Source organism: Gordonia asplenii, assembly GCF_012933505.1.
Taxonomy (GTDB): Bacteria; Actinomycetota; Actinomycetes; order Mycobacteriales; family Mycobacteriaceae; genus Gordonia; species Gordonia asplenii.
Genome location: NZ_JABBNB010000018.1, coordinates 91,517 through 106,418, shown reverse-complemented (window position 1 = coordinate 106,418; position 14,902 = coordinate 91,517). Strand labels below are relative to the sequence as shown.

At 66.2% G+C, this 14,902-nt stretch carries 9 protein-coding genes; 8 read left to right on the top strand and 1 reads right to left on the bottom strand.

Going from position 1 to position 14,902, the window contains the following annotated elements:
* The first annotated feature begins 234 nt into the window (after positions 1–234).
* The 8 genes from HH308_RS17350 (at position 235) to HH308_RS17315 (ending at position 14,131) form a co-directional block, all read left to right on the top strand.
* On the top strand, positions 235–1,749 hold the full coding sequence (locus HH308_RS17350) for an alpha/beta hydrolase-fold protein (protein WP_170195489.1): 1,515 nt from the start codon (positions 235–237) through the stop codon (positions 1,747–1,749).
* A 200-nt stretch (positions 1,750–1,949) separates the two neighbouring features.
* Positions 1,950–2,489 (top strand): DUF732 domain-containing protein, encoded by a 540-nt coding sequence (locus HH308_RS17345; protein WP_170195488.1) that lies wholly within the window; start codon positions 1,950–1,952, stop codon positions 2,487–2,489.
* 7 nt (positions 2,490–2,496) lie between these two features.
* A complete protein-coding gene (locus tag HH308_RS17340; RefSeq protein ID WP_170195487.1) occupies positions 2,497–3,492 on the top strand; it encodes a cutinase family protein in 996 nt (331 codons plus the stop codon).
* 135 nt (positions 3,493–3,627) lie between these two features.
* On the top strand, positions 3,628–4,599 hold the full coding sequence (locus tag HH308_RS17335; protein WP_211188569.1) for an LLM class F420-dependent oxidoreductase: 972 nt from the start codon (positions 3,628–3,630) through the stop codon (positions 4,597–4,599).
* 211 nt (positions 4,600–4,810) lie between these two features.
* A complete protein-coding gene (gene fadD32 / locus HH308_RS17330; protein ID WP_170195485.1) occupies positions 4,811–6,718 on the top strand; it encodes a long-chain-fatty-acid--AMP ligase FadD32 in 1,908 nt (635 codons plus the stop codon).
* A 24-nt stretch (positions 6,719–6,742) separates the two neighbouring features.
* Complete coding sequence (gene pks13 / locus HH308_RS17325) at positions 6,743–12,052, top strand: polyketide synthase Pks13 (RefSeq protein WP_170195484.1); 5,310 nt, start codon at positions 6,743–6,745, stop codon at positions 12,050–12,052.
* Position 12,053: 1 nt separating this feature from the next.
* Positions 12,054–13,604 (top strand): acyl-CoA carboxylase subunit beta, encoded by a 1,551-nt coding sequence (locus HH308_RS17320; RefSeq protein ID WP_170195483.1) that lies wholly within the window; start codon positions 12,054–12,056, stop codon positions 13,602–13,604.
* 62 nt (positions 13,605–13,666) lie between these two features.
* Positions 13,667–14,131 carry an META domain-containing protein gene (locus HH308_RS17315; RefSeq protein WP_170195482.1) on the top strand — a complete coding sequence of 155 codons (465 nt, stop codon included), beginning with the start codon at positions 13,667–13,669 and terminating at the stop codon, positions 14,129–14,131.
* A 39-nt stretch (positions 14,132–14,170) separates the two neighbouring features.
* Here the strand turns inward: HH308_RS17315 and HH308_RS17310 are convergent, their stop codons facing one another.
* Positions 14,171–14,875 (bottom strand): VIT1/CCC1 transporter family protein, encoded by a 705-nt coding sequence (locus tag HH308_RS17310; RefSeq protein WP_211188567.1) that lies wholly within the window; start codon positions 14,873–14,875, stop codon positions 14,171–14,173.
* Between the last annotated feature and the right edge of the window lie 27 nt (positions 14,876–14,902).

Sequence of the window (14,902 nt, the reverse complement as noted above, 5' to 3'; positions counted from 1 at the left end):
GTAAACAAGGTCGGCGTCAAGGGCATCTCGCCCTTGACGCCGATTCTGTTTGCGACCCAGTCACAGTAGTAACAAAAATCCCACGAGTCACAGCGTGGCAACCGCGAAACTCTCAACTCAAGGTGTAGAAAAACACGGGTAGGGCGTTCTGCTGCCTATGGGAGACGGCGGAGCGCTGCGGCTAGCGCCTGCCGGAGACACGTCGGCCGGGCGCGGGAGAGGGAGTACGTGGCGATGAGAGAACCAGGTCGGCGTCGTATCGCATATACGGCGCTTGCGGTAGCTGTCAGTGGCGTCGTGACATTCAGCGGCGTCGGCGTCGCATCGGCTGCCCCTGCTCCGGCTGCCCCCGCTCCGGCGGCGCCCGCTCCGGCCGCGCCCGCCCCGGCACCCGCTTCGCCGGCGCCGGCAGCGTCGACGCCGCCCGCGGCCAAGCCCGCAACGCCCAAGCCCGCAACGCCCAAGCCCGCGGCGCCGAGCCCGTCGGCGCCGGCCCCCGCGCAGCCGGCGTCGGTGCCCGCGGGCAAGGTCACCAAGATCTCCTGGCTGAGCGATCGCCACGTCGCACTGTGGGTGCATTCCGCGGCGATGAACACCGACATCCAGGTTCAGCTGCTGCTGGCCCGGGATTGGTGGGCCAAGCCGACCGCCAAGTTCCCTCAGCTGCTGATGCTCGACGGGCTGCGCGCGCAGGACGACCAGAACGGCTGGCTGATCAACACCAACGCCGAAGACTTCTATAAGGACAAGAACGTCAACGTCGTGCTGCCGATCGGCGGAGAGTCGAGCTTCTACACGAACTGGCTCGCGCCCGACCGCGGCAAGAACTATCAGTGGGAGACCTTCCTCATCCACGAGTTGCCGCCGGTCCTGGAGACCGACTGGCGCTCGACCGACGTGCGCGGCGTGGAGGGACTGTCGATGGGCGGCACGGCCGCGATGATGCTGGCCTCGCGCAACCCCGGCTTCTACAAGTTCGCGGCGTCGTTCTCCGGGATCCTGCAATTGACCTCGCTCGGCATGCCGCAGGCGATCCAGTTCGCGGTGCGCGACGGCGGCGGCTACGACTCGGCCAAGATGTTCGGCACGCCGAGCAACGAAGCGTGGAAGGAACACGACCCCTACCTGTTAGCCGACAAGCTGCAGGGGACGAGCCTGTACGTGTCGTCGGGCAACGGCATGATCGGCCCGCACGACAAGGCGTCCGACATCCCCATGCTGGCCACCAACTACAGCGGCGTCGGGCTGGAACTGCTCTCCAGGATCACCTCGCAGCAGTTCGCGACCAAGTTGAATCAACTGGGTATCCCCGGCCAGGCGGTCTACCGACCGTCGGGTACCCATACCTGGCCGTACTGGCAGTTCGAGATGACTCAGGCGTGGCCGCAGGCGGCCGGTGCACTGGGCCTCATCAACGACCGGCCGGCGTGCCGGGCCGCGGGCAAGATCAAGAAGGTCGCCGACGCCAACCGCGCGACCCTCGCCGAATGCCTCACCCCCGAGTACGCGGTGCCGGGCGGACGTGCCCAGGACTTCCGCGGTGGTCGGATCTTCGTCGGCCCGAAGGGCCCCAAGATCGTGGCCGGCGGCATCGGCGGCCTGTACGCGGGCATCGGCGGGTCCGGCGGGAAGTTGGGGATGCCGACCAGCGACGAGCAACCCACTCGTGACGGCAAGGGCCGGTTCAACACGTTCGAGCACGGCAAGATCGTCTGGACGGCGCGCGACGGTGCTCGGGTCACCAAGTAGTACCCAACCGCGGGCCACCCTGATCCGCAGACATGCGATGCCTGAAATCTGGCTGAGGAATTCCGGTGTTGTCGCAGGTCGGGGTGTATCGCGGTCAACCGCACCCGTATCAGGCGGGTAGATTGACACAGGCGTCGAACAAACAGCGGGGGCTGGCGCGAGAAGAAGAACTGACCGGGTGAAAGGCAGTAGTACACAACATGACGAAGCGGATCCTTCGCTGGGCACTCCTCGCGGGCGCGGGTGCACTCGCACTGTCGTTGGTCACCGCATGCGGCGACGATTCGACGGCCAGCGCTCCGATCACGCAGCCGGTCACCACGACGTCGATGTACTCAGGATCCCCGCAGACCTCGGGTTCGGCGACGAGTTCGCAGGCCAACGAGACTCCCGACGGCACCGACACGTCGAAGCCGGGCATGCCCGCCACCAATCCCAACTCGGCGACGTCGCAGCCGGCGGACTTCCCCGGCGGAACGACGGCGGCGCCGGTCTCCGACAAGGGCAAGAAGTACCTCGCGGCGCTCAAGAAGATGAATGTGACGTTCATGGGCGACACCGACAACACCATCGCCCTGACGATGGCGGACTACATCTGCGCGCAACGCAGCAAGGGTGGCGACCAGAACGTGTGGAAGGCGATCGTCCTGGCGTCGACGAGCCCGGGGACCAAGGACGCGTTGGACGCGAACGCCAAGGCGGACAAGGTAATCAAGGCCGCCGTCGAGAACTACTGCTGATCCGTTGATGAGCGCACGAAAAGCGTTGCACGGCAAGCCGAAACGCAAGTTCTCGCGGTGGCTGCTGCTGATCGCCGCGTTGATCGTCATCGCGATCGTCTTGATCGTGATTCTGATCATCAACACCCTCTCGCCGCCGCCGATCACCCCGCCCCCGACGAGTCCGCCCACCACCGGCCCCCACCGTCCCGACTCTCAGGCGGCCAGCTGCCCCGACGTCGAGACGCTGGTCATCCCCGGAACCTGGGAGTCGAAGGCCACCGACGACCCGCTGCATCCGCATGCGAATCCGCGGTCGTTGTTGCTGCGCGTCTCCACGGCGCTACAGCACCAGTTCCCGACGTCGCGTACCGAGGTGTACACGGTGCCCTACATGGCGCAATTTCGGAACCCGACGAATCTCGCCGACACCCAGGCCGACTACAACACGTCGCGTGCGCAGGGCTACCAGCGGGCGTCCGCGCGGATCACGGCGGTGAATGCGAAGTGCCCGCTCACTCGGTTCGTCATCATCGGTTTCTCGCAGGGCGCCGTCATCGGCGGCGATCTGGCCAGCATCATCGGCACCGGACGCGGGGTATTACCGAAGGGTAATGAAGATCTCGTTCTGGGCGTCGGACTCATCGCCGACGGTCGGCGACAGTCGGGTCAGCAGGTCGACGTCGGGCCCGACCCCGACGGCGTCGGCGCGGAGATCGCGCTGGCGGGCATGGGCAGCCTGGTCCCGGGGATCACGTTCAACGGTCCGCGCCAAAGCGGCTACGGCGAGCTTCGTGACCGGGTGCAAAGTATCTGCGCCCCAGGCGATCTCATCTGCGATTCGCCGACGGTCGCCAATCCGCTGCGGGCGGTCACCCAATTGGCGGGCGCGATCAACAATCCGATCCACGCGATGTATGCGACGCCGAAGTACTGGCAACTGAACGGTTCCACCGCCACGCAGTGGATGTACGGGTGGTCGGCCGGACTGATCGCCGACGCCCCGCACCCCAAGCACAGTTGACCGCGACGGCGGTCCGCCTACATTTGGTCGGCACGCGATCACCCACGTAACGTGGGTGGTCGCGTGCCGCATCCGGGGTTGTCTACGAACCTCCGGTTGCGGTGAATTTTTATGCAGACCGGCGAGGAGATCGTGATGACCCGCAAGTTCCGCTTCGGCGCAGGCGGCGAGGGCAACAAGGACGAGGGCGGCGCCCGGAGGTTCGTACAGCTCGCGCAGACTGCCGAGGAGTATGGCTTCGACACGTTCGCCATCCCCGACCATCTGGGTAACCAGGTGGGGCCGATCGCCGCGCTCGGCGCGTTGACGCAGGCCACCAGCACCATTCGGCTGGCCACCTCGGTCCTGGCCAACGGTTGGCGCCATCCGGCCCTGCTCGCCAAAGAGGCCACCACCATCGACGTCCTGTCGAAGGGGCGCCTCGAACTGGGCATCGGCGCGGGCTGGATGAAGGAGGAGTTCGACAAGGCGGGCATCGAATTCGAGTCGCCGGGCGTGCGGATCCGTCGGCTCGAAGAAGCGCTGATCATCCTCGACGGCCTGCTGCGCGGCGAGGAAGTCAACTTCGACGGCGAGTTCTACCAGATCAAGGGCCTCGTCGGCAGTCCGCGTCCTCGGCAGGGGCCGCGTCCGCCGATTGCGGTAGGCGGTGGTGGGCCCAAGATGCTGGCGTTGGCGGCCAAGTACGCCGACGTCATCTCGGTCGCCACCGGAACCACCCGCGAAGGTCAGCTGCGACTGTCGGATATGACGATCGAGAAGACCATCGAGCGCGTCGACGTCATTCGCCAGGCCGCCGGTGATCGATTCGACGACATCGAACTGAACTGGACCATCGCGACGATCGTCATCACCGACGATCGCGAGGCCACCGCCGACATGGCGCTCAAGGCGCTGGAGCAGGGCTACCCGCCCAACATCGCCCGCGACGTCACGCTCACCGTCGACGACATCCTGGCTTCGCCGTATCTGGCCTTCGGAACTTTCGAGCAGATCGCGGATCAGATTCGGGAGGTTCGACGCCGGACGTCGATGTCCTATGTCGGCGTTTTCCCGACGCAGATGGATGCGTTCGCTCCGGTCATCCCGCTCCTGCGGGGAGAGTAGGATATCCACGGTTTGGCGCACATGTCCGGGTACCACTTTAAGGTAACGTTTGGATAACTGTGCGCCACAAGCATGCTGCACAGTAATTAACACCGAATACGACAACACAAAAAGTTCGCATTGCGCACGACAGGTGGAGCCGATTCCACAGGTGGTGCCCTGCCGGACAAGAATGGCTGCCGACCACACTGCGCGCAGCACGGGAGTACGAATGCTGAAGACTGAATTCGAAGACTTTCTCGATGAGTCGGGAAACCTTCACTTCACCGAAGACGCGACGCTCGTCGACTATGTCGAGCGCAACGTCCGCGACGCCGCGGACACCCTCGCGTACCGCTTCATCGACTATTCGCGTGAGCGCGACGGCGAAGCGCAGGACCTCACCTGGGCGCAATTCGGTAAACGCCTGCGCGCGGTCGCCGCGCGTCTGCAGCAGGTGACCAAACCCGGTGATCGGGTGGCCATTCTCGCGCCGCAGTCGCTGGAATACGTGATCGGCTTCTTCGCCGCGCTTTATGCCAGCAACGTCGCGGTGCCGCTGTTCTCCCCGGACGAGCCCGGTCACACCGACCGCCTGCACGCGGTGCTCGGCGACTGTGAGCCCACCGCGATTCTGACCTCGACCAAGTCGGCTGAGGCGGTCCGCGACTTCTTCTCCGACCGGCCCGCCAAGGAGCGCCCGCGCGTCATCGCCGTCGACGCCGTGCCCGACTCGGTCGGCTCCAGCTGGGTCGCCCCGGTCGCAGGCAAGGACCACAACCGCGACACCATCGCGTATCTGCAGTACACGTCGGGTTCGACGCGGATACCCGCCGGCGTGGAGATCACCTATCAGGCCGTCGCCGCCAACGTCTTGCAGATCTATTCGACCATCGAGATCGACCGCAACGCCCGCGGTGTCACCTGGTTGCCGATGTTCCACGACATGGGCCTGCTGACCGTCATCCTGCCCGCGCTGGGCGGGCGCTACATCACGATCATGAGCCCGCAGGCGTTCGTGCGCCGCCCGGGACGGTGGATCAAAGAGCTGGCCGCTGCGGCCGACGGTGCCGAAACCTATGCTGCCGCACCCAACTTCGCCTTCGAGCATGCGGCCGCGCGCGGCCTGCCCAAGGACGGCGAGTCCCTCGATCTGTCCAATGTCATCGGCCTGATCAACGGTTCCGAGCCGGTCACGGTCAGTTCCATGAAGAAGTTCAACGACGCCTTCGCCCCGTACGGGCTGCCGAAGACGGCGATCAAGCCCTGCTACGGCATGGCAGAGGCCACGCTGTTCGTCTCCGCGACGCAGCGCGCCAACGAGGCGAAGATCATCTACGTCGACCGCGCCGAGCTCAACGCCGGCCGGATGGTCGTCGTCGACGCCGACGCCCCCGACGCTCTCGCGCAGGTCTCCTGCGGGCAGGTCGCGGTGAGCCAGTGGGCGACCATCGTCGACTCGCAGACCGGCACCGAATGCGCCGACGGCACGGTCGGCGAGATCTGGTTGCACGGACTCAACATCGGCGTCGGCTACTGGAACAAGCCCGACGAGACCGTCGAGACCTTCCAGAACACGCTCACCACGCCGCTGCCCGAGGGCAGCCACAGCGCGGGCGCGCCGGCCGACGCCACGTGGATGCGCACCGGCGACTACGGCGTCTGGCTCGACGGTGAGCTCTACATCACCGGCCGCGTCAAGGACCTCGTCATCGTCGACGGCCGCAATCATTACCCGCAGGATCTCGAGCACAGCGCCGAGGCCAGCAGCACCGCACTGCGTCCGGGCTTCATCGCCGCGTTCTCGGTTCCGGCCAACCAGCTGCCCGCCGAGGTCTTCGACAACGCGGCGAGCGGACTGACCTTCGACGCCGACGACGCCTCCGAGCAGTTGGTCATCGTCGGCGAGCGTGGCGTGGGCCGCAAGACCGACCCGCAAGACGTGGCCGACACCGTGCGCGCCGCGATCGCTCAACGACACGGCGTGATGACGCGCGATGTGCTCCTCGTTCCGGCCGGTTCCATTCCGCGCACCTCGAGCGGCAAAATCGCTCGTCGGGCTGCCAAGGCCGCCTACATCGACGGGACACTGCGCGGTGGCTACCAGCAGACCGCCTTCCCGGATGCGCCCGACCAATAGTTACGAACCAGTAGTCTGGAAACGATGTCTGAACTGAATAACGACCACAGCCCCGACGACGCCGCGACCGCAGCGAGCGGGCCGGCGGCATCGGCCACCCCTGGCGAGACAGTGGGTGAGCTCACCGTCGCCGAACTCCGCGATTGGCTGCGCAACTGGATCGCCACCGCCACCGGCGTGCCCGCCGACTCCATCTCCGACGACCGGCCGATGGAGGAGTTCGGGCTTTCTTCGCGCGACGCCGTCGCGCTGGCCGGCGACATCGAAGACGAGACCGGCGTCATCCTCACCGCGACCGTCGCCTACCAGCATCCGACCATCGCGTCGCTGGCCAAGCGGATCATCGAGGGTGACCCCGACGCCGGGCTCGACGCCGATGCCGATCGCTTCTGGGAGCGCGAGCGCAGCGCCGACGACGACATCGCGATCGTCGGGTTGTCGACGCGCTTCCCCAAGGCCGGGCACACCCCCGAGTCCACCTGGGAAGCGCTGATCGAGGGTCGGGACGGCATCTCCGAGTTGCCCGACGGCCGCTGGGCGGAATTCAAGTCCGATCCGCGCCTGGCGGAGGTGCTGGCGAAGGCCAACCTGCGCGGCGGTTACCTCGACGACGTCAAGGGCTTCGACGCCGACTTCTTCCAGATGTCGCCCCGCGAAGTCGAGATGGTCGACCCGCAGCAGCGTCTCGCGCTCGAATTGACCTGGGAGGCGCTGGAACACGCGCACATCCCGCCGAGTGATCTGAAGGGCCGCGACGTCGGCGTCTTCGTCGGCACCTCGACCAACGACTACCAGCTGATGGCCGCGATGGGCCTCGGCGAGGGCTCCGACGAGACGGCGGCCTACGCGCTGACCGGTACGTCGACGTCGATCATCGCCAACCGCGTCTCGTATTTCTTCGACTTCCACGGACCGTCGGTCGCCCTCGACACCGCCTGCTCGTCGTCGCTGGTGGCGATCCACCAGGCCGTCCGCAGCCTGCGCTCGGGCGAGTCCGAGGTCGCGCTGGCCGGTGGTGTGAACATGCTGCTGACCCCGGCCGCGACGGTGGGCTTCGACACCATCGGCGCGGTCGCCAAGGACGGCCACATCAAGGCCTTCTCGTCCGACGCCGACGGCATGGTCCGTTCCGAGGGCGGCGGCCTCGTGGTGCTCAAGCGAATGGCCGACGCCCGGCGCGACGGCGATCAGGTGCTCGCGGTGGTCGCCGGATCCGCGGTCAACTCCGACGGCCGCTCCAACGGTATCTTCGCCCCCAACCCCGAGGCTCAGGTCGCGGTCCTGCGTGAGGCTTACGCCGACGCCGCGGTCGACCCGCGCAGCGTCGACTACGTCGAGGCCCACGGCACCGGCACCATCCTCGGTGACCCGATCGAGGCCGACGCGCTGGGCCGCGTGGTCGGCAAGGGGCGTACCCCCGGCCAGCCGATGCTGCTCGGCTCGGCGAAGACCAACTTCGGTCACATGGAGTCGGCGGCCGGTGCCGGCGCGATCGCGAAAGTCATTCTCGCACTGCAGAACAACAAGCTGCCGGCGTCGATGAACTACGCGGGGCCCAATCCGTACATCCAGTTCGACGCGACCAACCTCAAGCTCATCGACGAGGTCACCGAGTGGCCGCGCTACAGCGGCACCGCCATCGCGGGCATCTCCGGTTTCGGTTTCGGCGGCACCAACGCGCACCTCGTCGTACGTGAGGTGCTGCCCGCGGACCTCTCCGACGCGCCGGCGACTTCGGTTGAGTCGCAATCGGTTTCGGAGGACGCCGCCGATCTCGTCGACGCCGGCTTCGACGATGACGACGACTACCTGACCGACGCCGAGCGTGCCATCCTCGCCGCCCAGTCGAAGAAGGACGACGTCGTGGTAGCCGAGGTCGAGACGGACCCCGGCGACGGCTTCGCTCCGGCCGCCGTCGAGGGATCGGTTGTGCCGCTTGTCATCTCGGCATTCCTGCCGTCACGTCGACGCAAGGCCGCCGAGGATCTGCTCGCCTGGCTGGAGTCCGACGAAGGGCAGGCCACACCGCTGGCCGACGTCGGCCGAGCGCTCGCGCACCGCAACCACGGCCGCTCGCGCGCCGTGGTGATGGCCCGCACCCACGACGACGCCGTCAAGGGTGTCCGTGCGGTAGCCGAAGGCAAGGCGAATCCCCTTGTGTACAGCGCTGATTCGCCGGATCCGGCGTCGGCGGTGTGGCTGTTGTCGGGCTTCGGCAGCCAGCATCGCAAGATGGCCAAGCAGCTTTATCTGGAGAACCCGGTCTTCCGCAAGTACGTCGACGAGGTCGACGGCTATGTCCAAAACGAGTTGGGCTACTCGATCGCCGAGATATTCGTCGACGACGAGCAGACCTACGGCATCGAGACCAGCCAGGTCGGCATCTACACGATTCAGGTCGCGCTGGCGCAGTTGCTGCGTCATCACGGCGCGGAACCCGGTGTGCTGGTACCGCATTCGATGGGTGAGGCGTCGGCCGCGTTCATCAGCGGCGGACTCTCGCTGGCCGATGCGACCCGCGTCATCTGTCAGCGTTCGCGCTTGATGGGCGAGGGTGAGTCGATGCTGCAGGGCGACGACATTCGGTTGATGGCGCTCGTCGAGTACAGCGCCGAGGACATCAACGACGTGCTCACCGACTACCCGGATCTGGAGATCTGCGTCTATGCGGCGCCGACGCACACCGTCATCGGCGGGCCCGAATCACAGGTCGACGCAATCGTTTCCCGCGCCGAGGCCGAGGGCAAACTGGGCCGCAAACTGCAGACCAAGGGTGCCAGCCACACCTCGCAGATGGACCCGATCCTCGGTGAGCTCTCCTACGAGCTGACCGGCATCGACGCGCTGCGCCCGACCGTCGGCTTCTACAGCTCGGTGGACCGCGAAACGTTCTACCGCCCCGGCCACGAACCGGTGCACACCATCGACTACTTCCTCAAGGGCCTGCGCCACAGCGTGTGGTTCAGCCAGGCCATTGCCAAGGCGGTGGAGAACGGGCACCGCACCTTCCTGGAGCTCTCGCCCAACCCGGCTGTGCTCATTTCCGTTGCGGCCGTGACCTTCTCGGCCGGGCTGCACGATGCTGAGCTCATCGAGACACTGCGCCGCAAGGAAGACGAGAACTTCGGCGTGATCAACGCGCTGATGAAGCTCTACGTGCACGGTCACGGCGTCGACGTCGCGAGTCTGTTCGGTGCCGGCGACTTCGCCGACATCCCACGTACTCGCTTCGAGCGCAAGGACTACTGGCTGCAGGCGCAGATCTCCGGTGGCGGTTCGGGCGGCCGGGCTCCCGGCTCGCACGTCGCGCTGCCCGACGGCCGGCATGCCTGGGAGGTCACCGCAGCCGTCGTGACCGATCCCCGTGAGTTGGCGAGATCCGCTGCGGCAGAAGTGATTTCGGATGCGGTCGTCGGAGCGAGCGAGTCTTACGCGCAGCTCCCGACGTCGGGGACGCTCACCACCACGCTCAGCCCGCATCCGGGTGGAGCGTCGGTCTCGATCCACGCTCGCGACGGCAAACACTTCCGTCTGCTGTTCGACGCCGGGGTGACCGGAGCCCTCAGCGAAACCGCGACCGCCGCACCGGTCACGTCGGCTGTCGAGGTGTTCGCCGACGACAAGGTGGTCGACGAGGACGAGGTCGTCGACGACATCGGCAACAAGTGGGACCCGAATTCCGCTGAGACAGCGGGGGATCGGCTCGCGATCATCGTCGGCGAGTCGATGGGCTACGACCCCGAGGACCTGCCCCGCGAGATCGCTCTGATCGAGCTCGGACTGGATTCGCTGATGGCGGTGCGCATCAAGAACCGGGTCGAATACGAGTTCGACATCCCGCAGCTGCAACTGCAGGCGATGCGTCAAGCGACCCTCGCCGACATCGAGAAGTTCGTCGTGTTCGCCGTCGCACACCGCGATCAGCTCGACGATCTGGCCGAAAAGGCCGCCGGCGGAGGCGAACTCGACACCGCGGCCCTCAACGCCTACATCGACTCGCAGAACGCGCTGGAGGCAGCTACTGCGTCGGCCTCTCCGCTGGTTGAGCCGACCACTCCGTCGGCCGAGCCGACCACTCCGCTGGTTGAGCCGGTGAGGAGCGCTAGCGACGAGCCGAGTCGAAACCCCGCGCCCCCCGTCGATCTGCAAGATCAGGCCGCGGTCGCCGAGGCCGCGGGCTCCGACGTTCCGCCGCGCGACGCGGCCGAGCGGCTGACCTTCGGTGTGTACGCGGTGGTGACCGGCAAGTCGGCCGGCGGCATCTTCAACAAGCTGCCCGTGCTCGACGAGGAGACCGCGCAGAAACTCACCGACCGGCTGTCCGAACGGGCCGGCGGCGAACTGGACATCGAGGACGTCCTCGATTCGGAGACCATCGAGGAACTGTCCGACTACGTGCGCCAGCACATGGACGACAGCGCCGACACCGACGGTTTCGTCCGCTACTTGCGGCTGGTACCCGACGGCAAGAAGTCCTATAACCCGGAAACCGGTGACGCCGTCCCGATCCTGTTGTTCCACCCGGCCGGCGGCAACACGATGGCGTATGAGGCTCTGCTGAAACGACTTCCCGAGGATCGGCCGGTCATCGGCTTCGACCGCGGCGTCGAAGGTTCGCTCGAAGAGCGGGTCCGCGATTACCTGCCGAAGCTGCGCGAGATTCAGCCGCACGGTCCTTATGTGCTGGTCGGTTGGTCGTTCGGTGGCGCGCTGGCCTACGGCGTCGCGCAGGTGCTGCGCGAGGCGGGTGAAGAGGTCGCGTTCGTCGGGCTGATCGACGTCGTGCGGCCCACCGAGGACATGATCGAGACGCCCGATTCGAAACGTGAACGCCTGGAGCGGTGGAAGAACTTCGCGGTCCGTAACTACGACCTCGACGCCGACATCCCGATCCCGATGGATCGTCTCGTCGACGCCGACGACGCCGGGCAGTTCCAGATCATCATGGAGATGATGTCGATGAGCGACACCAAGATCCCCGGTGGCATCATCGAGCACCAGCGGACGTCGTTCATCGAGAACCGAGTCCTCGATCAGATCCAGCCGACACCGTACGACGGCAAGGTGGTCCTTTACCGCGCCGACAAGATGCACGACGGCGCCATCGAGTTGGAGCCCAAGTGGGCCAAGATCGACGAGGACGGCCGGTGGAGCGAAGTGGTCGACGATCTGGAGATCATCCACATCGGTGGCGACCACCTGTCGATCGTCGACGAGCCGTTCATCGCCAAGATCGGCGCGGATCTGACCAGCCGGATGAAGAATGTGACCGGGGCGAGCGTAGCGACGGGAAATGTCACCGGGGCGAGCGTAGCGACGGGAAATGGGGAGTGACGTGACCGACACAACTGCGGCAAAGCTGGCCGACCTCCGCGAGAAGCTGGAGATCTCGAAAGAACCGGGTGGCGAGAAGGCTCTCGCGAAGCGCGCGAAGAAGGGGATCTGCTCCCCCCGTCAGCGGTTGGAGATGTTGTTCGATCCGGGCACGTTCGTCGAGATCGGTGCGCTGGCCAAGATGCCGGGCGCCGCGGAGACCGGCTACGGCGACGGCGTGGTCACCGGCCACGGACTGGTCTTCGGGCGTCCGGTCGCGGCGTTCAGTCACGATCAGACGGTGCTCGGCGGCACGGTGGGCGAGATGTTCGGCCGTAAGGTCGCCGGCCTGATGGAGTGGGCGGGCAAGATCGGGTGCCCGATGGTCGGCATCAACGATTCGGCCGGCGCGCGCATTCAGGACGCGGTGACGTCGCTGGCCTGGTATGCGGAGATGGGCCGCCGCAACGATCTGTTGTCGGGGTTGGCACCGCAGGTGTCGGTGATTCTCGGCAAATGTGCCGGTGGGGCCGTGTACACGCCGGCCAACACCGACATCCTCGTCGCGGTCGAGGACAAGAGCTACATGTTCGTCACCGGCCCCGACGTGATCAAGCAGACCACCGGTGAGGAGATCTCCGCCGAAGACCTCGGCAGTGCTCACAACCAGGCGCGCTGGGGCAACATCCATCACGTCGCGCCGGACGAGAAGGCCGCCTTCGACTGGGTGCGCGAGTATCTGCAGTACATGCCGTCGAGTTGTCATGAGAAGCCGCCGGTGATCAACCCGGGTCTGGAACCTGAGATCACCGAGACCGATCTGTCGTTGGATACGTTCATGCCGGACAACGACAATGCCGGTTACGACATGCGCGACATCATCATCCGGCTCTTCGACGACGGTGCCTTCCACGAGGTGGCCGAGCTGTTCGCGCCGAACATCCTGACCGGATTCGCCCGCGTCGACGGCCGTAGCGTCGGGATCGTCGCGAACCAGCCGAATGTGATGGCCGGGACGATCGACACCGATTCGTCGGAGAAGGCCACCCGCTTCGTCCGGATCTGTAATGCCTTCAACATCCCGCTGGTGTTCTTGGTGGATACGCCGGGCATCCTGCCGGGGCTGGTCGAGGAGCAGAAGGGCACTATCCGGCGCTCCGGCAAGTTCCTTTACGCGTACGTCGAGGCCGACGTCCCCAAGGTCACCGTCGTGCTGCGCAAGGCCTATGGCGGTGCGTATGCGGTGATGGGGTCCAAGCAGCTCGGCGCGGACATCAACTTCGCGTGGCCGTCGGCCAAGATCGCGGTGATGGGTGCAGAGTCGGCCGCGGCGGTGTTGACCCGACGCCAGACCGAGGGAATGTCGGCGCGCGACGCCGACAAGGTCCGCCGCGACTTCATCGACTTCTACAACGTCATGATGGCGACGCCGTATCTGGCCGCCGAACGCGGCTACATCGACGCCGTCATCGAGCCGTCGCAGACCCGGTTGCAGTTGCGAAAAGCGTTGGCGCAGCTGCAGGACAAGCAGGTCCTGCGCACCGAGCGCAAGCACTACCTGATGCCGATCTAACTGCGGTAATCGATTTGGCGTGGACGTAGGTGACCCGACGCCGACGGCGCTATTCTCGAACTATGTCCACGATCGTGAATACCGCGCGCATTCGACTCTCCACCGCAGTGGTCGCGGCAGCCGCAGCTGTCTTCGTCGTCGCTGCGCCGACCGCCGAGGCGGCGCCGACTCGACCACACCCGACGACCCCGTTGTCGGGTACCGCATGGAAGCTGCAAGCCAGCGGCTACGCCCGTACCGCACCACGGATGTATACGGGATCCCCGGCCTATTTCACCATCCGGAACAACTCACTGTCTGGAAACGACGGCTGCAATGCGACCGGCGGTATGGCCGTGGTGCACGGCAGCAGCGTGACGTTCGGGCACATGATCTCCACGATGCGCGCGTGCTTCGCGCCGGGTGCCGAGGCGATCTTCCGGCAGGCCTTCGCGGGTACGCGGTCGACGAGGATCGTCGGAGACAAACTGTGGCTGAACGACGGACCGCGCGGCTATTGGGTGTTCGTCGCGCAGCCCCGACGTTAGGTTGTCGACGTTTCGACTGCTGTGAGTCGGTGTTCGACCTCATCCCGTCAAATGCCCGATCCCGAAGGTCACCAGCATTGCTATCGCGCCGCCGATGACCACGCGCAGGACTGGGCGGCCGGGCCGTGAACCGCCGAGCCGCGCACTGATCCAGCCGGTGAGCGCCAAGGCGATGAGCACACCGACGAACGTCACCGGCACTCGGATGGACACCGGTGGCGCGAGGATCGCTATCAGCGGCAGCAGCGCTCCGAGAGTGAACGACACCGCCGACGACGTCGCCGCCTGCCACGGATTGGTCAACTCGTTGGGGTCGAATCCCAGCTCGGCGTCCACGTGAGCCTCAAAAGCGTTGTGCGCGGTCAATTCTTCGGCGACCTGGCGGGCCGTCGCCGCGCTGAGACCTTTCCCCCGATAGATGCCGGCGAGCTCGTCGAGCTCTTCGGTCGGCTTGTCCCGCAATTCCCGACGTTCCTTCGCGAGCAGTGACCGCTCGGAGTCGCGTTGAGTGCTCACCGACACGTATTCACCGAGTGCCATCGACACCGCCCCGGCGGCGAGCCCCGCGATTCCCGCCATGAAGACGGGTTGACGGGTGGTCGTCGCGGCGGCGACACCGACGACGATGCCCGCCGTGGACACGATGCCGTCATTGGCGCCGAGGACACCGGCCCGAAGCCAGTTCAGCCGGTTCGACAGCGATCCGGTGTGCGGCTCATCGGCATGCGTCGCGGGAGTGGACATATCAGCACCTAATCGCACGCCGCAGGG